The sequence below is a fragment of the Thermoanaerobacterales bacterium genome (genome assembly GCA_030019475.1).
Taxonomy (GTDB): Bacteria; Bacillota; Desulfotomaculia; order Desulfotomaculales; family JASEER01; genus JASEER01.
On the sequence record JASEER010000006.1, the window covers coordinates 35447 to 54296 of the forward strand.

Here is an 18850-nt window from a genome sequence, read left to right on the forward strand (position 1 = left end):
CCCTTACTTAAAAGCGGTGCCGCAGGTAACGCCAGGGGGCAAAAAACTGCCACATGCGGTGCCTTTTTCTATTTGTGGGCCAAGCATCAGCCCTCCCGCCCGCGCATATAAATCAGCAAATGCCTGGACCGGGAGGTAGGGGGATGCAGGAGTACATTCAGAAACGGGTACTCGACGTCTGCAACTATATCCTGGAAACCAACGCCACGGTCCGCCAGGCCGCGGTCGTTTTCAAAGTCAGCAAGAGTACGGTCCACAAGGATATGACCGAGCGGCTCCCCTCACTCAACAAAAAGCTCGCCCAGAAGATCCGCATGGTCCTCGAATTCAACAAGGCCGAGCGCCACCTCCGCGGCGGCGAGGCCACCCGCCGTAAATATAAAGAAAACGGGTAAAATCCTGGCGGCTGTAGAGGAATACCCCCGAATCGTGTAGAATATACCTGGTTGATAAAACTCTGCCTGGCTAGAGGCAGGCGTGACCGCGCCGGTCCCACGGGGCACCCCTCCCTCCCGGGACAAGCCCTCGGCCTGTAAGCGGAAGACGGAGGGTTAACCGTGTTCAACTGGGCCCCCGACATCGGCATCGACCTCGGTACCGCGACGGTGCTCGTCTACGTCAAGGGCAAGGGCATCGTCCTGCGGGAGCCCTCGGTGGTGGCCATCAACAAGGACTCCGGACAGATCATCGCCGTCGGCCAGGAGGCCCGGCGGATGCTCGGCCGCACCCCGGGCAACATTGTCGCCACCCGCCCCCTGCGCGACGGCGTCATCGCTGATTTCGACGTCACCGAAAGGATGCTCCGCTACTTCATCAATAAAGCCGGCTGCCGCCGTATGTTCCTCCGCCCGCGGGTCATGATCTGCATCCCGGCGGAGGTCACCGGCGTCGAAGAGCGCGCCGTGCGCCAGGCCGCCCTGCAGGCCGGCGCCCGACAGGCGCACGTCATCGAGGAGCCCATGGCCGCCGCCCTCGGGGCCGGGGTGGACGTCTCCCAGGCCAGCGGGTCCATGATCGTCGACATCGGCGGCGGCACCACCGATGTCGCCGTCATCTCCCTCGGCGGTATCGTCGCCGCGACTTCGATTAAGGTCGGCGGGGACAAGTTCGACGAGGCCATCGTCCGCTACGCCCGCCGGGAGTTCAGCCTCATGATCGGCGAGCGTTCGGCCGAGGAGCTCAAGATCGATGTCGGTACCGCCTACCCGTCCCGCACCGAGGATCGCCGGATGCCGGTCCGGGGCCGCGACGTCGTCAGCGGGCTGCCGAAGGCGGTTGAGGTCAGCTCCCGCCAGATCTGGGAGGCCATCCAGGAGCCCCTGCTGGCCGTCGTGGCCGCCGTCAAGGAGGTCCTGGAGAAGACCCCGCCGGAACTGGCCGCCGACCTGGTCCACAAGGGGATCATCATGACCGGCGGCGGTTCCCTGCTCAACGGACTCGACAACCTAATCAGCGAGGAGACAGGCCTGCCGGCCATGCTCGCCGACGACCCCGTCTCCTGCGTCGCCCTGGGCACCGGCCGCGCCCTGTCAATGATCGGCGTCCTGCCCGGCTCCCCCAAGCAGCCGAACATCTTCCGCCGCGTGGTCTAAAGATATAGGCTTCCTTAGAAAGGCAGGGGCCGACCTCCGCGTCGGCCCGTGATCCATAGCCCTACGCCAACGAAGGCTCCCCTTAGTATCATAGGGGCGGCCTCTGCGTCCGCCCGTAATCCGTATAAGTTTTAGGTATCGTGATACAGGGTGGGTAATCCGATGCAAGAAGCAGCCGGTAAGGCAATCGAGGATTATCGTCGACGGCGCTTCCTTGAGGAAGCGAACAGGGCCTACGCCGCCTTGCGAGAAGCCCCGGAAGCTTGGGATGCCGAGCTTCGGGAACGACGTGCCTGGGACAACGCCCTCGGTGACGGGTTGGATGAGCGGTGTACAGACCCGGGCACAGGCGGAGCTGTGCCCCTGCGATAACGAGAAGGCCGAATATAGAATCGTAGGGGCGGACCTCTGGTCCGCCCGTACTTTGTATCCTAGATTTGTAGTCCGAGGTGATTCTTTTGTACTTCCCCGCCAGAGGTCCCGCCAACACCGCCCAGACCCTGGAACTCGCCGTCCGGCGGGCGCGCGAACTGAACATCCCGCGCCTCGTGGTCGCCTCCTGCTCGGGCCGGACCGCTCTCGCCCTGGCCGACCTGGCCGGCGGCCTGGAGGTCGTCTGCGTCACCCACCAGGCGGGCTTCGCCAAGCCCGGCGAGGACGAAATGGGCGAGGCCGCCCGCCGCGCCCTTACCGAACGAGGCGTCAAGCTCCTGACCACTACCCACCTCATGGCCGGCCTCGACCGCGCCCTGCGCTTCAAGTTCGGCGGCGTCTACCCGGCCGAGATCATCGCCACCACCCTGCGCATGTTCGGCCAGGGGCTGAAGGTCTGCGTCGAGATCTGCGGCATGGCCTGCGACGCCGGGCTCGTCCCGCCCGGCGAGGACGTCGTCGCCGTCGGCGGCTCAGGCAGCGGCGCCGACACCGCGGCCGTCATCAGCCCGGCCCACTCCCAGCACTTCTTCGACACCCGCGTGCGGGAGATAGTCTGCAAGCCCCGCGACTTCTAGCTATACCGGCCGGCGTCCGTAAAAAGGCCCCGTCCCTTCACCCGGGACGGAGGCTTTCCCACCCTGCGGTCCTGCTCGACATTGAAGGCAACGCCTGCCACCTATTACACTTATTAGTTGTCCAACGTTTTTCCGCCACGTGATAAAATGGGGGCGAATACCTAAATTTGTCTGCTGCGCCCCTAACTTAAATGTCACATTTGCGTCCCCCGGCGGGTTTTACGATTAGGGTGGAAGAATGCGTCAGAACAGGAAGCTCATCCTCGCCCTCGGCGTAACAATACTGCTTCTCGCCGCCGCAAGCCTCGGCGGCCGCCTCTACCTGTCCTCCCGGCCGGACGCCCTGCCGGGCTCCCTCCGCGCCGCCCTCGGCCTGCCCGCCCCCGCGGACCAGGCCCGGGGCGGCGCTGGCAGCGCCGAAGACCTCCGCCTCTACCGCGTCCCCGCCCCGGCGGCCGCCGCCCGCGCCGCCCTAAGCAAAAAACTGGCCGCCCTCGGGGCCCGGCTCGGCGACCCCCTCGGCGACGGCACCTGTCTCGTCCGCGTCCCGGCGGCGCGGGAGCGGGACGCCGCGCGCCTCCTCGGCGCTGCGCTCGTCCCCCATGCCCCCGAGGACCGCCTCGACCCGTCACTGCGTTCAGCCGCCGCCCGGGAACCGGCGCCCGGCGCCCCGCAAAGCGGATCGCCGCCCCGCGACCCTTCGGCTCCGGCGTCCGGCGCCCGGCGTCCGGCGCCCTTATCCGTCAACGTCGTCGCCTTTGCCCCCGAGGACCGCCCCGCCCTGGCGCAGGCCGTCAAAGAGGCCGGCGGCGCCGTCCTCGCCGGCCTGGACGACGACGACGGGCGCATCCTGCGCGCGGAACTCCCGGCCGCCCGCCTGCGCGACATCGCGGCCTCGCCGCACGTCGTCTACATCGAGCCCTACGCCCCGGCCGCCCTGCTCAACGACCGCGCCGCCGACGTCGTCGGCGCCGCGCCCCTGGCCGTCGCCGGGTTCGCCGGCCGCCTCGGCCTGACCGGCGCCGGAGAGACCGTAGGCGTCGCCGACAGCGGCCTCGACCGCGGCTCCATGTCCGACCTGCCGCCCGACTTCGTCAATCCCCCGGGCGTGCGCCCGAAAGTCATCATGCTCCGCTCCCTGACCGGCGGCCATCCCGCCGACCGCGACGGCCACGGCACCCACGTCGCCGGCACCATCGCCGGCAACGGCGCCGCCTCCGGCGGGCGCTTCCGCGGCCTGGCCCCCGGCGCCGGCCTGTACGTGCAGGCCATCGCCGACCGCCAGGGGCAGCCGCAGCCGCCGCCGGACCTGGTGAGCCTCTTCCGCCCGGCCTACGAGGGCGGCGTCCGCGTCCACGTCAACGGCTGGGGCGCCGGCAAAAGCTACTATAACAGCAGCGCGTCCCAGGTCGACCGCTTCGTCTTCTGGTACCCCGACTTCCTGCCGGTCTTCGGCGCCGGCAACGAAGGCCCCGGGAGCGGCACCCTGACCGGCGAGGCCAACGCCAAGAACGCCCTGGTCGTCGGCGCCTCGTCCAACCCGCGCCCGCTCCTCAGTCCGGAGACCGCCGGCGCCTCCCGGGTGGCGTCCTTCTCCAGCCGCGGCCCGGCCGCCGACGGGCGCATACGGCCGGACCTCGTCGTCCCGGGCGCCGGCATCATCTCCAACCGCTCCCGTTTGGCGCCGGCCGAAGGCGGCGGGGACCCCGCCTACGTCGCCCGGCAGGGCACCAGCATGGCCGCCGCCGTGGCCGGCGGCGCCGCCGCCCTGCTCCGCGAGGAACTGAGGAAGGGCTTCGGCCTGAAGTCCCCCTCGGCCGCCCTGGTCAAGGCCGTCCTTGTCAACGGCGCCCGCCCCCTGACCGGCGACACCGCCGCCGAGGGCTTCGGCCGGCTCGACCTGGCCTCCGCCGTGCTGGCCCTGGAGGAGCGTTCCTTCCTCTTTGAAGAACCCCGCCGCGGTATCGGCGAGGGCGGTGAGCTGACCTACACCTACGAGGTGGAGAGCCCCGGCCAGCCGCTCTGCGTCACCCTGGCCTGGACCGATCCCCCGGCGGCGCCCGGGGCGGCGCGCGCCCTGGTCAACGACCTGGATCTCATCGTCACCGGCCCGGGGGGGAGAACCTGGCGCGGCAACGACACCGAAAACCGCGGCCGCCGGGACGACGTCAACAACGTCGAGCGTGTGCGGATCGAACGCCCCGCGCCCGGCACCTACAAGATCACCGTCCGCGGGGCGCGCGTCACCGAGCCCGCCGTCTACGCCCCCGCGGCGGCCCAGGACTTCGCCCTGGTCTACGGCCAATTGCCGTCCCGCGGCGTCCTCTCCGCCCGCGCGGCGAATGGACGGGCCCTGCTCAGTGACGGCACGCCCCTCAGCCTGGCCGGCGCGCCGCCGGCCGTGGCCGCCGACGGTCGCCTGCTCTCCGGTTCCCGCGGCCTTCCCGCCGGGGCCGACGTCTACTACCTGGGCTCCGCCGAAAACCCCCGCGCCGTGCGCGCCGCCTACCGCACCTGGCGGGAGAACGGCGTCCGCCGCCTGGGCGGCGGCGAAGACGGCGGCGTCATCCTGGCCTCCCTCCGCGCCGAGCTGCGCGAGGGCGGCCGGCGCATCGACCCCGGGGCGGGCCCGCCCCTCGTCAACGGCGCGCCGGCCGCGCCGGCGCGGCTCCTCGACGGGGCCGAGGTCACCGCGGTGATCAACCCGTCCGCCCAGACCCTCTGGGAGGTCTCGGCCTCCTACCGCACCGCCGAGGGCATCCTGGCCGCCCATACCGGCCCGGGCGGCGAACTCCGGCTCCTCGACGGGCAGCGCTACCCCCTGGCCGCCGACGCCGACCTGGCCTTCGTCGACCGCATCGTCAACGGGAGCTGGGCCGACCTCCCCTTCGGCGCCACCGCGACGGACGACCTCGACGCGCTGCTGCCGGGCATGGCCGTCAGCCTGGTCATCGCCCCCTCCACCGGGAAGGTGGAGCGGGTGGTCGTCAGCCGCCACCTGGCCCTCGGCGCCCTGCGCGCGGTCTCCCCCGGCGACGGCGCCCTGACCCTGGAGACCGGCGCCGCCTTCCGCCTTTTCCCCGGCGCGCCGGTGCGGCGGGACGGGCAGGCGGCCGGCCTGGCGGACCTGGCTCCGGGCGACCGCGTGCAGGGCGTGCTCCTGCCCGGCGACGACGCCGTCCTCGCCCTGGAGGCCTTCTCCCGCGTCCTCTACGGACAGGTCCTGTACGTCAGCGAGGGCCGGGGCACCCTTTACCTCAACGATGTCCACGGCGGCTTCCACCGCTTCGACCTCACGCCCCGGACCGCCGTCTTCCGCTGGGGCTTCGCCGCCGGTGCCGGCGCCCTCTCGTCCGGGCAATGGGTGCGCCTCACCCTCGACCCCCGGACCTCGGAGGTGGAGCGCATCGACGTCGCCGAGACCGCCGGGGAGGGGGAGGGCCGCGTCGCCGCCTACGACGGGGAGACCCTGCGCCTCGAGCTGGAAGACGGCCGGACCGTGCAGCTCTCCCCGCGCTCCCGCGTCACCAAGGACGGCTATCCGGTCCTACCGCGGGACCTCCAGCCCGCGGAGGAGGTCCGCTTTACCGAACTCGTCGGCCTGCCGTCCACCGGCCCGGTGGCGGCCGCCGTCGCCGCGCGCAGCCTGCCCGGCACCGCCCCGCCGAAGCTCTCCGCCCGCGGCCTGCCGATGCTCGACTACCTGTTCCTCGACGGCCGTACCGACGCCGACCGTGTCTACCTCTACCGTGAGGACGGCAGCCGGCAGACGCTGCAGGTCAAGGACGGGCGCTTCATCGCCCCCGTCAGCCGGCTGGCCGGAGAGAACGCCCTGCGCCTCGTCGCCGTCGACGGCCGCACCGGCGGCGTGGCCGCGGTGACGGTACCATTCCCCCTGAGCATCAGCGAGCCCGCGCGCGACGCCGGCGACGTTGCCGCCTCCTGGGCCGCCGACGCCATCCGCGAGGCCCGCTCGCGCGGCCTGATGGCCGGCTACCCCGACGGCCGCTTCCGCCCGGACGCGGCCGTCAACCGTGCCGAGTTAACGGCCGTCCTGGCGCGCCTGCTGGGCCTGCATCCCGATCCGGACGCCGTCCCGTCCTTCGCCGACGCCGACCGCATCCCGGCCTGGGTTCGCCCCGCCGTGGCCGAGACCGTGGAGCGCGGCGTGGTCAGCGGCTTCCCCGACGGCACCTTCCGCGCCTCCGCGCCGGTCACCCGCGCCGAGGCCGCCGCCCTGCTGGTCGCCGCCCTGGACGACATGGCGCTGCTCCCGGCCGAGACCGGTGACCCGTTGCCCGCGCCGCCGTACCGCGACTGGGACGCCGTCCCGGAATGGGCGCGCCCGGCGGTGGCCCGCGCCTACGCCGCCGGCATCCTCACCGGCCGCGAAGGCGGCGTCTTCATGCCCGCCGCCCGCCTGACCCGCGCCGAGGTCGCCGTCATCCTCGGCCGCATCAACGTCCCGTTAGAATCATAGGGGGCGTTAAGTAAGGGGTCAGGCCCTTTACTTAAAAAACCGGCCTTGACAACATTGAGCCCCCGGCGACCCTCCGTTCATCCATCGAGGACTTTTTTTGCCCGTCTGGATGCGGCCATCCCAAAAATCACCTTTGCAACATCCTCCGACATACGCTAGATTATTAACTGAGTTAACCTTTCACGGCTAAAAATGGTCGACCCCCGCGGCCCGGGGAAACCCTCCGGGCGTTTCGCGCGTCATTATAGAGAGAAGTTCTCAAATTTCACTCCCGGGGCCGGAACATTTAACCAGGCATTCGTGTCTAAAGGGTAAACCGGCAGCCGGAGAAGTGGAGGCCCACCCTCCCTTGGACAGAGTCAGGCTGCTCGTGCAAAAATCGCAGGACGGGGACACCGGCGCCTTCGAGGAACTGGTGACTCTCTACCAGGACCGGGTCTACGCCCTGAGCTACCGGCTCACCGGCAACGGCGCCGACGCCCAGGACCTGGCGCAGGAGACGTTTGTCAAGGCCTATACGGGCCTCAAGGGTTTCCGCAACCAGGCCGACTTCGGTACCTGGCTGCACCGCATCACCGTCAACCTCTGGATCAACGCCCGTCGCCGGGAGCGGCCGTCCGTCTCGCTGGACGCGCCGGTCCAGACCGCGGACGGCGAGGTACAGCGCGTGGTGGCGGCGACCGCCGAGGAAGACCCGGCGGAACTGGCCGAGCGGGCCGAGTTCCGGCAGGCCGTACAGGCCGCCCTGCGGGACCTGTCCCGCGAACACCGGGCGGTCCTGGTGTTGCGCGAGATGCAGGGCTACAACTACGACGAGATCGCGCGGGTGATGGACTGCTCCCTGGGCACCGTGAAATCGCGTTTGAACCGGGCCCGCCAGGCCCTGAAAGACAAACTGGCACATATGCTGACAACAAAAACTTAATCCAGAAGCACATTCACGGGGACCGGCGAAACGGCCTCCGGAAGCCGGAGTGGTTACCGATGAGAGACTGCGCGAAGGTCGCACAACTTTTCTCCCCCTACCTAGACGGGGAACTGGCCGCAAACGAGGCCGCCCGGGTGCGCGAGCACTGCGCGGCCTGCGCCTCCTGCCGCGCCGCGCTGGCCGAGTGGGATGCCGCCGCGCTGGCCCTGCGTGACACCGGGCCCGCCCCGGTGGCGCCCGCCGGGTTCGCCTCCGGGGTCATGGCCCGCATCGCCGCCGAAAAGCCGGCGCGCCGCGCCTGGTGGCCGGTTGGCTGGACCAAGGGCCTGGCCGCGGCCGCCGCGGCCGCCATGATCTTCGCCGGTTCCTGGGGCCTGTGGGGCGGCCAGCTTGGATCCCGCGTCCCGGTGGCCCATAACGACCCGGGCCGGAACGGCCCGGCGGTCCCGCACGTCGTCAGCCCCGACAACCCGGCCCCGGATAACCCGGATGTCACCGCGCCGGGACCGGGCCCCGCGCCGGACAGCAGCACCCCCGGCGCGACGGGTGACGCCGACACCGTAAAGCCGAATGGGCGAACCAGCTCACCCGGTGACAACGCCCAACCCCGTGATACGGCGGCCGTCTTCACAAGCAAGCCGCGGGCCGTCACCACCACCCTGCTGAAGGTGCGCGTCGCCGACCCCGCCGCCGCCCGGGAAGAGGCCCTCGCCCTGGCGAAGGAGGCCGGCGCCGCCTGCCGCGACAGCGCGGACGTCCTGGAGATCACCGCCCCGGCCGCCAAAGCCCCGGCCCTCGCCGACCGCCTGGCCGCGCTGGGCAGCGCCGAGGTGCGCGAGACCGACAGGCGGGACATCACCGCCGACTTCACCGCCGCCCTGGAGCGCTACCAGGCCCTTGAAGCCCAACTCGCGGGGACGGAAGACCCCGAGCAGCGGGCCCAGATCGAGGCCACCATGGCCTCCCTGGAAAAGCAACTCAAAGACTGGGACGTTAAGTCCAGCCTCCACGTCATCACCCTCTGGCTGGCGGAGTAAGTAGAAGCTTAATTCCGAACTGCTTAAAGTGGCGGTCGAAGGAGAAGGCGTATTCCAGTTGCATGCGTTCCATTACCGCAAAAGTTGTTGCATCGGTATACGAGAATTCTTTATCCGTAAAGGTGAGGATGATCGCCCGGGCACGGTCTTCATCGACAGCGGAAACCCGTTCGACCGGCCAACGCAGGCTTTGGAGCCAGGAGCGGGCCAGGTCGGCGCCCAAACGGGCGAGGATAAGCGCATGTGTTTCAGCGACAATATAATTTGTCAGTAAAACGCCTTCCTTTTTCTTGGCCAGGCGCTGCAATATGCGGACCGCCTGCCGGTGGTTATTGTCGGACCGGTCCAGGAGCGCAAAGACCGCACTCGTATCGACCATTACGGCCGCCAACGATTGATTTCCTCCTCCGCCAGGTAGCGGTCGTGGTTCTCAGCGACGTTTCCCAACCCGCTTTCACCAATGCCGATAAGCTTCCATATGGGGTCGTTCTCGTCCAACGGACGAACCGGCTCCAGCTTCTGCAGGCGGATGGCGTTTCCTTCCACCGTTACTACCAGCTTATCTCCGTCTTTGAGGTTCAGTTGCCGGCGAATACTGACGGGGAGGGTCATCTGGCCCTTCGACGTCAGGCGCACGATTCCGTAACTCATAATTCCTCTCCTTACTCCAGGTAAGAATTCCTTACCACGAGTATAACCACTCGGGTGCCTTCCGTCAATCTGCAAAACCAGGCTGGGTTTGGCCTTATAAACAGCCCCCGAGATAAATGTAGGGTATCCCCAGGTCCTTTTTGGCAAATGCCGAGTCATTGCCGACCATGGCGCACCCGTGAACGGCGGCGGTGGCGATGAGGATGGCGTCGGGTACTCTCAGATTGGTGGCGGCGCGGACCTCAGCCGCCCTGGCGGCGATCTCCCGGGTCACATCCAGCACTTCCAGGTTGGGAAAGTAATCGAGAAACAGGTCAATCTTCCCCCGGAGTTCAAGATTCTTATCCCTGATCGGCTTGACCAGCAACTCCGTAATCGTGATCACCGAGAGATAACCCTTCATCTCACCGGCCTCAACCAGGCCGAAAAGCTTTTCCATCGCCTTCCCGAAAAAGGCCGTGCCTTCCAGCAAATAGATGACCACATTGGTATCGGCCAGCACCTTCCGATGACTCCCAACGGCGTTCAGGAAGCTGTCTAATCCCACGTTTCCCGTTCCTTTCGCACATACTCGTCGATTTCCCCGGGGGTACGGCCGTAGGCGCCTCTTGCCGAGCCTTTGAGAAAACCGGCGAAGTCCTTCGGGAGCCGGGTGAAGGTAATCTGGTCACCCTTTCTTTCGATAACCAACCGGTCACCGGCCTGCAGGCCCAGTTCACGGCATAATTTCGCGGGAAGGGTAAGCTGACGCTTGCTGGACAACTTTACGATAGCCATATTGCTTTACCTCCCACATATAGTCTTTACTTTATTGTAGGTTTCCTTACTAACCCCGTCAATAAAAATCGGCCCTCCATAGAATAACCCCGTCCCTTTCACGGGACGGGGTCTCTTAATCCCGCCGCACCCACGCCTCGTACCCCAGCGACTCCAGCTCCGCCGCCACCGCGGCCGCCGCCTCGGGCCGCTCGTAGGCCCCGACCTGCACCCGGTAGACCACCGCCGTCCGCTCCGCGCCGGCCTCCTCCCGACCACCGTCGTCCGACGCCTGACGCCCGACGCCAGACGACTGACGACCGTCCAGTTCCCGCCGCAGCGCCGCCATATCGGTGTGCCGCCCCGGGCAGGCCGTGGCCGCGCCGGGCACCTCCCCGTGCCCCAGGACGTTCGTCACCGGGACGCGGTGCTCGGCCGCCAGACGGCGCACCAGCCCTACCAGCGACTCCCACTGCGCCGGCGTCGGCGGGTGGTTCTCCATATTGCCGATAAGGCAGATACCCAGGGCCTTCCGGTTCATATTGCCGGCCACGCAGTGCGCGCCGCGCATCGTCGGGGGCCGCCCGTTGACCACCCGGCCGTCCCGCTCGATCAGGTAGTGGTAGCCCACGTCGCGCCAGCCCAGGCTTTTGTGGTAGGCGCGGATCCGCGCGGCATTGGCCTCCTCGGCCCCCGAGTGGTGGACCAGGATGTGCGTCCACGGCACCCTACACCACCTCCCGCGCCCCGCCGCACAGGGCTGCCTCGTGGAAGGCGCGGGGGCGCAGTTCCGCCTGCGCCCGCAGTACACCGGCGGCCGGACCGTCGTTCGCCCCTGTTTCCGCCTCCGGACCGCCGGCATACAGAACCGGCCCCGGCCCCGGCGCCTCGTCATCATCCCGACCCCCGGCGCCCGACGCCTGACGACCGTCCAGCACCAGCGGCCACCCCGCCGTCCCGGCCGCCGGGACACTTCCCGTCCCCCCGCCGGGCGGCTCCTCCGGCCGGCACCCGCACTGCCGCTCGATCACCGCCGTCAGCACCGCCACCGAGCGGTCCAGGCTGCGGATCAGCGGCTCCAGCCGCACCAGCAGGTAGCCCGCCACGACCATCGGAAAGCCGATGCGGACGTATCTTCTATAGGCGGAGATGCCTGTCTTTTCTGACAAGCACCAAACCTCCTCATAACCGAATTCCAACTACAGTAGGCTTCACAGTAATTTACCGCGTGATAAAAACACGCGGTTTTCTCTTGTCTTATGTCTTATAAGGAGTGAGTGAAAAAATGAAGAAGAAAGCGATGGCCAGAGACGGTGCAATAGCGTGTGACATTGAAAAGATGGCGGCCTCAATACCCATTGAGGTTAGGGCTCTTGAAAAGGGGTCCGGCGTGTTTTACCGTGGAAGACTGGTTCTGACGGCCAAAAAGAAGGCCTGGGCCGATCAGTACGCGGAAGCCAACAAGATGTCTCTCGGCAGAGTATTCAGCAGTTCTCCTGAAGAGGTTTGAAAAAGGATGGCGACTAAGATGGATGAACTGGAAGTTCTGCGCCGCTTCGAAGTGCCGCGCAAGATTCTGGAGATGGCGAAGATGTTTCCGGGTGTGGTTGATAGGGCAACTCGAATTGCTCGCGTGGTGGGCCTAAAGTACCCGGACAACACCGTCTTTGAAATGGCCGTAATCGAAGAGGCGGCTAAGGCTGGGCACATACCAAAGTGCTATCGCTATGAACTCCGTTGGGATGAGGCCGGCTTGGCAGGCGACTGTAAGGACTGGGGCCTGCCGATGCTGAATCCCGGTGAGTCCTGGAGTCATACTCGGTGCCCAGTCATGCTGTGCTGTGTGCATTGTGCTCAGAGGTGTCCTCGCTTCTTCGAGGCCTGCACGAAGCGATGCCTGGTGTACCAACGGTGGGCTGATCGAAGAGCCAAAAGTGCTTTTGATGGGCCAGCCACGTTTAGGCCGGTCAAATGCCACAGGAGGGTGCCATGACTACCGAAGTACTAAAGGAGCTGATCATCCACTCGCTTGAGCATCAGGGCTTCATTATCGACGGTCACCGTATCCTCCTGCCGCCCCAGCTCGATAAGCAGGGGATACGCAGACTTCACGCTGCAGCGGTGGCCCACCGCGTGGACCGTGCTCGCCGAGCGTTGAAGCGCCACGAGGACCACCTGCTCCAGCGGATTGCAGCCGGGGCAGATGTCGTACCGGAGCGCATTTCCCCTCGCCTGGTAGAAGTGCAGGCAGGGACGGATGACGAACTCCTCTTCCGGTATGCATCGCTCCACTGGAGCATCCCGGTTTCGTCGGGGTACGGGCGGCGGCTCCGTTTCCTTGTTGTCGACGAGCAGAATGACAAGTTGATCGGACTTATTGGCCTGGGTGACCCAGTCTTCGCCTTGGGCGCGCGGGACAGGTGGATCGGCTGGGATGCCGAGGCGCGAAAAGAGCGCCTGCACCACGTGATGGATGCCTTTGTCCTCGGCGCTGTTCCGCCGTACTCGTTTCTGCTTTGCGGCAAACTGGTGGCCATGCTGGTGGCCAGCAATGAGATCAAAAAGGCTTTCATGCGCAAGTACTCCAAGAAGCGCTTATCGTTCATTCGGGGCCGACCCCTGGACGCGCGGCTCGTTCTCGTGACGACCACCTCGGCCCTGGGCCGGTCGTCCCTTTACAACCGGGTGACCTATGATGGCCGCTTGCTCTACCACAGCGTAGGCTTTACCCGCGGCTCCGGGGAATTCCACTTCTCCAACGGTCTGTATAGGGCCATCTCCGACTACGCCATGCAGTTCTGTCAGCCCACGGCCAAGAACGAAAAGTGGGGGAACGGCTTCCGAAACCGCCGCGAGATTGTCAAGAAATGCCTGGTGGACCTCGGCCTATCCCAAGACTTACTCTACCACGGCATCCGCCGCGAGGTTTTCGTCGTTCCCCTGGCCCACAACGCGCGGGAGTTCCTCCAGGGGAAGCACTCCAAGGTCCGCTGGCTCGATCAGTCTGTGGAGGACCTTTTCCGCTCGTTCCGCAAACGCTGGCTCCTGCTCCGGGCCGAACGCAACCAGCGCTATCGAGACTTCAACCCGGAGTCCTGGCGCCTCTGGGGACGGAAGGCGGGAGAGGTCCTGCAGAGCAGCGGGAGAGGAGAGGATTTGTGATGGCGAGTAAGGAGCGAGCAGGAGTGAGGCGGCATGAGATGCTGTTGGTACAAGAAGAGTTAGGTTGTAAACGTGACGGAGTGTTGTGTAGGTAGGCTCATGTTCGCGCGTTTCATAAGCTGAGGCCGTGGTGCGTGATTAGACGGTATAAGGATGATATTGACAGTAATGGACAGTGCTTGCGGTATGAGCGGGGATTTCGGTTGCGGTATGTCCGGTGCAGGGGAACCGACGGGTAGTATACAAAATGCTCCTTTTGTGTACGCCTTACCGCAAGAACGGCGCAAAAGGCCGGGCAAAGCAGGATGCTAAGCCCGGTTTTTTAGTTCGCAAAAGGTGAAGGGAGATTGCGAAAAGGAGGGAAAGGAGTCTTGGGAATGTGGTGGATGATCGCGGAGTGGCAGCAGGCGGACTTCGTGGACTGCAACGGGTGTAACCGAGTGACCAGGGTTTTGGTGCCGCTGACGGGTAGCCGGGATGAGGCCGAGATGCGAGCGGAGTTGGAGCGGCGACGGGCCGCCGGCCGTCCGGTGGTGCTTCTCACGCCGGAGCAGATGGGGGACGCCGATGCAGATGTTTTCTCGCTGCCGCGCCTCGAAGAAGGGATGTGATCGGTGTTCGCCGCGAAGGATGTGACCCGTTTTGCAGACTACCTGCTGGGCCGGGGGCTTTCCCTGGGCACGGTAGACATCTACGTGGGGCACGTGCGCCGGTTCCTGTCCTGGGTTGAGGGGACCTACGGTGATTGCGACCTGACTGTGGTCACGCCCTTGGACGTGGCCGACTATCGGCGCCACCTGCAGGACCGGAACAGGAAGCCATCCACGGTAAACAACGCCCTCGACGCCATCGGGGCTTTTTTTTCCTGGGCCAGGGACACGGGCTTGGTCCAGGCCGACCCGACGGAAGGTGTGCGGCGGGCGCCCGAGGAAAGGAGTGCACCCAGGTGGCTGACCCGCCGGGAGGTAGGGGCCGTAGTGCGGGCGGCGCAGAAGTACGGGAGCAAGAGGGATCAGGCCCTGGTTACGCTTCTCCTGCACACCGGCCTGCGGGTGTCAGAGGCCGTGGCCCTGCGCGTGGAGGACGTAACGATCAGGGAGAGGAGCGGTCACGTCGTGGTCCGACGCGGCAAGGGCGATAAGTACCGGGAGGTCCCGCTGAACGCTACGGTGCGGCGCGTCCTGGCCGAATACGTGGCGGGGCTGGGTGGCGAATGGCTCTTCCCCGGAAGGGGCGGCCACATGACCAGGAGGGCAGCGGAGAAGATGCTGACCAGGCTGGGCCGGCTGGCGGGCCTGGAGGTGACGCCCCACCGGCTACGGCACACCTTCTGCAAGATGCTGGTGGACGCAGGGGAAAGCCTCGACCGCGTGGCGGCCCTGGCCGGGCACGGGAACCTGAATACCACGGCCAGGTACACCAGGCCGGGGATTGAGGACCTGGAGCGGGCAGTCGAGAAGCTGGCGTGGGAGTGACGCGGCGGCGGGATATAGCTGAGATGCCAGTCGGCGCGGCCCACGGAATAAGTGATATAACTGGGGGGTTGTAGATGGGTGGGCGTGGGCACGTAGCGGTTACGCTGCCGTTTGAGACATGTGGTGTCGGTGATGGTTATGCCTGCCCCGGTCCGGTTTTTTCAAGCAGTGGGGTGGCGTACGCAGGACCCGCGCCGGCCGTATACTTGACGGGAAGACGTGGAGCCAAATGCCTTTTGGCGGTCCTTGGACAGACCATTACCAAGCCCATCTATGACACCGGACCGGGCTTTTGCCCGGTCCGTCTTGTATTTTGACAGGAAGCCGCCACACGGGGGAGCGGTGGCGGTGGCGGAAGCAGCTCCCCGCCCGGGCAGGGTAACAGCCCGGGCTTCTTTTTTGGAACAACCTGCCCCAGGGAGGTGCCTGACATGACCGGACTGGCTGAACCCAGGAGCGTTCGCTTTGAAGAATTGAGTGTTGACGTGATATCCCCTAATCCGAACAACCCCCGGCGCAAGTTTGACGAAGACGCCCTCGCCGAACTGGCGGCGACCATCCGCCAGGTGGGGCTGATCCAGCCGGTGGTTGTCACCCCCGATGATACCGGCCGGTACCGACTGGTGGCGGGTGAGCGGCGATGGCGCGCTGCCCGGCTGGCTGGATGGACCACCATCCCGGCAATCGTCCGGATGTTTTCGAGCGAAGAAGAAGCCCAGGCCGCCCTCATCGAAAACTTGCAGCGCCGGGACCTGGATCCTTTGGAGGAGGCACAGGCCTTCAAGAAGCTCATTCAGGATCACGGATGGACGCAGGATCGGTTGGGGGAAAAACTGGGGTTTTCCCAAGCACATATCGCGAACCGTATCCGTCTGCTGGATCTGCCGGACGACGTGCGGGAGCACATCTCCACCGGGCGGCTTACGGCGGCCCACGGCCGTGCCTTGTTGTTTATCAAGGCGGCGCCAAAGTTTGTCCGGGAGATGGCCGACGAAGCGATACGGCAGAGTTGGTCCGTGCGTCAACTGGATGAATGGATAAGAGGCGCGCTCTACTTCGGACGCCGGCGTTTCTCCCGGCAGCTCTTCAAGGACGGGTGGGGTGGGGATCAGGGGGCAGAGTTCGACACGAGCGCATGCCGTGGCTGCGATGCCATGGTGGAGGCCAGCTACCACGATGATAAAAAAAGGCCCTACTGCATTAGGCCGAGTTGCTGGGAGAAGAAACAGGCCGAAGCCAAGAAGCAACAGCGGCTGGAACAATCGGAAAAGGCGAAGAGCGTCGCGGCCGGGGGCGGGATGAAGCATATCCGCGATCTGCCCACGGATAGCTACCGCCGCTTGAATCCGCCGCCGGCCGACGTGGAACTGAACAAATGCCGGGAGTGCGAAAAGCGACTTACCGTTCTTGACTACGGAGATGAGGCTGTTGATGTCTGCCTGGACCCCGGCTGCATCGAGGAACAGCAGGCTGCGGCGGCCCGGAACAGGGCGGCGGCTACCCGGGCGAAGACCGAGAAAGAGGTGCAAACGCTGTCTGACGCGGCGGCCGCGATCGGCGGGGATATGACGGAGTGCAACGACCTGATAGCTGCGGCGCGAACGGTCTGGGATACCGTAGAGCGGCCCACGTGGTTCGACCTCGCTACGCCGCTTCTTGAGAAGGAAAGCTTGTTACCCATTGATCTTCTGCTTCGTTACTTTGCCACTAAGAACGATGTCTGTAAGGACGCCACGAACATGCCCCCGCAGCTCGGCAACGTGCGGATTCTCATCCCGGACCAGGGCATAGAGTTTCGCGGATCCGAGGAGACAATGGGAAGTCAGAAGTACCCCGCATTGACAGTTGCCGAGGGCGAGGGGGCTCTCACTCTTCAGCACGATCACGGGTCGGTCAAGGACGTTGTGCCGACGATGCCGGTGTTTTATAAGGTGCAGGTCCGGCAAAGCGGGGGCCAGCGCTACCTGCGCCAACTGGTGGCCATCAAGACGGCGTCGCGGACCATCTTTGTGGTCGGGCACGCCGGCACGACGATGAGGAAAGAAATCTGGGCGCGCTGGCAACGCCTCATCGAGGCGCTGCCGCCAGCGGAGGCGGGACCATCTCCGGAGCTATCGGCCACGCCGGGTGAGGCGGCCGTGGAAGCGAGGGCTTACAAGCTGCCCGACGGCCAGGTGGTGTTCGTCCACGCGGGCCTGGGCGAATCGGGGTACGGCACCTTCTTCCGGTCCCTCAGGGGCGGGTTGCGCCGCGTGAAGTCACCCCAAATGCCGATGGTCCCTTCGCGCGAGGTTGCTCAGCAGAACCTCGACGCCTGGGCGATGGAGCACAACCTGCCGCCGGCGGAGGCACCGGCGGATGTTATTTCACGCGAAATGACCCGCGCGCAGTAAGGGGGGTGGCTGAGTGCGCTTACTGATCGTCTCATCGTCACCCGAGGTTCTGAGCAACTACCTGCGCAGCGCAGGGCACGAGACGAAGGACTGCATCTCGACCGACCTGGCGGCGCGGATGGCCGAGGGCTGGGCGGACGTGATCCTTTTCAATGCTGATGCTGTGCAGGTCCAGTCCGTCAGCCATATGGACGCCTTGAAGACCTTGGTGCCGCTGGCCCGCGTGGTCTTGCTCGCGGACAAGACCAGCGAGCTGGTACCTTACGCCGCGGCCCTGGGGGTGCGGGACTTCGTGTTCATGCCCGCGGCGCCGGCGGAGGTCCTGCATCGTGTGGAGAACCCGGCCCGGGCCGAAGAGGCTGCGGACGCCCTGCGGGGCCTTGCACTGCCACGGGTCGAGCCGGAGGCGCCGGACAGGAGGGAACGGAAGCCTGGGATCGCTGCGACACCCACCGAGCAGAAACCATCGAGGATTGCGGCGCACACCGAAGGCGTTTTCGGCAACCTATTCCGGAAGCGGCGCGGCAATGAAAGATCTGCCCAGCCGGTTGTCGAGGCGCCACCGGACATCGGATCGAGGGAACTGCCAGAGGACGGTGACGATGAACCCTGTACTGAGTCACAATTCCATTCTGTCCTTACGGTCTGGAACCCTTCGGGGGTATGCAAAACATGCACGGCGCTGAACCTGGCCGCGGCCGCGGCGCGGGGCGGATACGATGTCGCCCTGGTGAACCTGGACCTGGTGTGTCCCGAACTGGACATCTGGTTCGGGATTCAACAGACTACCGTGGAACGCCGGAAAGGAAACCTTACGCACGGCGTCGGGTTGATGACCTTCGGCGAGGCCCTGCCGGTAGAGGTAGTGCCGAAGATGCTTCAGGAGTACGGTTGGGGGATCAAGTACCTGCCCGCCGGCAACAAGCTGGGCAACATCGGCACACCGGATTTCGAGTTGGGCACCATCGAGAGAGCTATTGAGGCGGTTGCCGGCCGGGATGCTTCGCGGCCTGCCCTGACCATCCTCAACGCCGCCGCATGTTTTGAGTTGCCCTGTTCCTACGGCGCGCTCAAGGCCGCCGATGTGATCCTGATCCCCACCACTGATGCTCCCCAGGAAGCGGAGGTGGTAACACAGCAGATTTCGGAGCTTCGGCGGGTAGGGGTTGACAGTAAGATCATCGAGGTCCTGTGGACCCTGGGTAACGGGAAGAGAGAACCGGTCTGGCCGGGAATCGAGCGGATCGTTGTGCCAAGGGACGATGCCGGTTACCTGGCCGCCGCGGCACAGAGAAACCCATATGCCGCAACGGAGGACGGCCGGAGCCTATGGGAGAAGGTCCTTACGGGGATATAGAAAGTGGGT

General features: G+C 66.0%; 18 protein-coding genes. 12 read left to right on the forward strand and 6 right to left on the reverse strand.

What is annotated here, in order from left to right; translation table 11 throughout:
- Positions 1-143 precede the first annotated feature (143 nt).
- The 6 genes from spoIIID (at position 144) to QMC81_02790 (ending at position 9047) form a co-directional block, all read left to right on the forward strand.
- On the forward strand, positions 144-395 hold the full coding sequence (spoIIID, locus tag QMC81_02765) for a sporulation transcriptional regulator SpoIIID (GenBank protein ID MDI6906399.1): 252 nt from the start codon (positions 144-146) through the stop codon (positions 393-395).
- Between the two features lie 162 nt (positions 396-557).
- Complete coding sequence (locus QMC81_02770; GenBank protein ID MDI6906400.1) at positions 558-1592, forward strand: rod shape-determining protein; 1035 nt, start codon at positions 558-560, stop codon at positions 1590-1592.
- Between the two features lie 449 nt (positions 1593-2041).
- A complete protein-coding gene (locus tag QMC81_02775) occupies positions 2042-2602 on the forward strand; it encodes a pyruvate kinase alpha/beta domain-containing protein (GenBank protein MDI6906401.1) in 561 nt (186 codons plus the stop codon).
- Between the two features lie 238 nt (positions 2603-2840).
- Positions 2841-7082 carry an S-layer homology domain-containing protein gene (locus QMC81_02780; protein MDI6906402.1) on the forward strand — a complete coding sequence of 1414 codons (4242 nt, stop codon included), beginning with the start codon at positions 2841-2843 and terminating at the stop codon, positions 7080-7082.
- A gap of 349 nt (positions 7083-7431) precedes the next feature.
- Entirely contained in the window at positions 7432-8007 is a 576-nt protein-coding gene (locus tag QMC81_02785) for a sigma-70 family RNA polymerase sigma factor (protein MDI6906403.1), read from the forward strand.
- A gap of 59 nt (positions 8008-8066) precedes the next feature.
- Positions 8067-9047, forward strand: a complete 981-nt coding sequence (locus QMC81_02790) for a zf-HC2 domain-containing protein (protein ID MDI6906404.1) — start codon at positions 8067-8069, stop codon at positions 9045-9047.
- Here the strand turns inward: QMC81_02790 and QMC81_02795 are convergent.
- From QMC81_02795 to QMC81_02820, 6 genes are all read right to left on the reverse strand, one after another.
- On the reverse strand, positions 9025-9438 hold the full coding sequence (locus QMC81_02795) for a PIN domain-containing protein (GenBank protein ID MDI6906405.1): 414 nt from the start codon (positions 9436-9438) through the stop codon (positions 9025-9027). The two genes, QMC81_02790 and QMC81_02795, sit on opposite strands and share 23 nt — an antisense overlap.
- Positions 9426-9698, reverse strand: a complete 273-nt coding sequence (locus QMC81_02800) for an AbrB/MazE/SpoVT family DNA-binding domain-containing protein (protein ID MDI6906406.1) — start codon at positions 9696-9698, stop codon at positions 9426-9428. The genes QMC81_02795 and QMC81_02800 overlap by 13 nt, the downstream gene beginning before the upstream one ends.
- 94 nt (positions 9699-9792) lie before the next feature.
- On the reverse strand, positions 9793-10245 hold the full coding sequence (locus QMC81_02805; GenBank protein MDI6906407.1) for a PIN domain-containing protein: 453 nt from the start codon (positions 10243-10245) through the stop codon (positions 9793-9795).
- Complete coding sequence (locus tag QMC81_02810) at positions 10236-10475, reverse strand: AbrB/MazE/SpoVT family DNA-binding domain-containing protein (GenBank protein ID MDI6906408.1); 240 nt, start codon at positions 10473-10475, stop codon at positions 10236-10238. The genes QMC81_02805 and QMC81_02810 overlap by 10 nt, the downstream gene beginning before the upstream one ends.
- Before the next feature lie 115 nt (positions 10476-10590).
- Positions 10591-11181 carry a peptidoglycan recognition family protein gene (locus tag QMC81_02815; GenBank protein ID MDI6906409.1) on the reverse strand — a complete coding sequence of 197 codons (591 nt, stop codon included), beginning with the start codon at positions 11179-11181 and terminating at the stop codon, positions 10591-10593.
- A 1-nt stretch (position 11182) separates the two neighbouring features.
- Positions 11183-11623 (reverse strand): YvrJ family protein, encoded by a 441-nt coding sequence (locus QMC81_02820; GenBank protein MDI6906410.1) that lies wholly within the window; start codon positions 11621-11623, stop codon positions 11183-11185.
- A gap of 116 nt (positions 11624-11739) precedes the next feature.
- Here QMC81_02820 and QMC81_02825 point away from each other — a divergent pair, with 116 nt between their 5' ends.
- The 6 genes from QMC81_02825 (at position 11740) to QMC81_02850 (ending at position 18841) form a co-directional block, all read left to right on the forward strand.
- Positions 11740-11964, forward strand: a complete 225-nt coding sequence (locus QMC81_02825) for a hypothetical protein (protein ID MDI6906411.1) — start codon at positions 11740-11742, stop codon at positions 11962-11964.
- A gap of 479 nt (positions 11965-12443) precedes the next feature.
- Positions 12444-13616 (forward strand): DUF4338 domain-containing protein, encoded by a 1173-nt coding sequence (locus tag QMC81_02830; protein MDI6906412.1) that lies wholly within the window; start codon positions 12444-12446, stop codon positions 13614-13616.
- A 377-nt stretch (positions 13617-13993) separates the two neighbouring features.
- Positions 13994-14227, forward strand: a complete 234-nt coding sequence (locus QMC81_02835; protein MDI6906413.1) for a hypothetical protein — start codon at positions 13994-13996, stop codon at positions 14225-14227.
- 3 nt (positions 14228-14230) lie between these two features.
- A complete protein-coding gene (locus QMC81_02840) occupies positions 14231-15091 on the forward strand; it encodes a tyrosine-type recombinase/integrase (GenBank protein ID MDI6906414.1) in 861 nt (286 codons plus the stop codon).
- A 431-nt stretch (positions 15092-15522) separates the two neighbouring features.
- Positions 15523-17484, forward strand: a complete 1962-nt coding sequence (locus tag QMC81_02845; protein ID MDI6906415.1) for a ParB/RepB/Spo0J family partition protein — start codon at positions 15523-15525, stop codon at positions 17482-17484.
- 13 nt (positions 17485-17497) lie between these two features.
- Positions 17498-18841 carry a hypothetical protein gene (locus QMC81_02850; protein ID MDI6906416.1) on the forward strand — a complete coding sequence of 448 codons (1344 nt, stop codon included), beginning with the start codon at positions 17498-17500 and terminating at the stop codon, positions 18839-18841.
- The last annotated feature ends 9 nt before the right edge of the window (positions 18842-18850 follow it).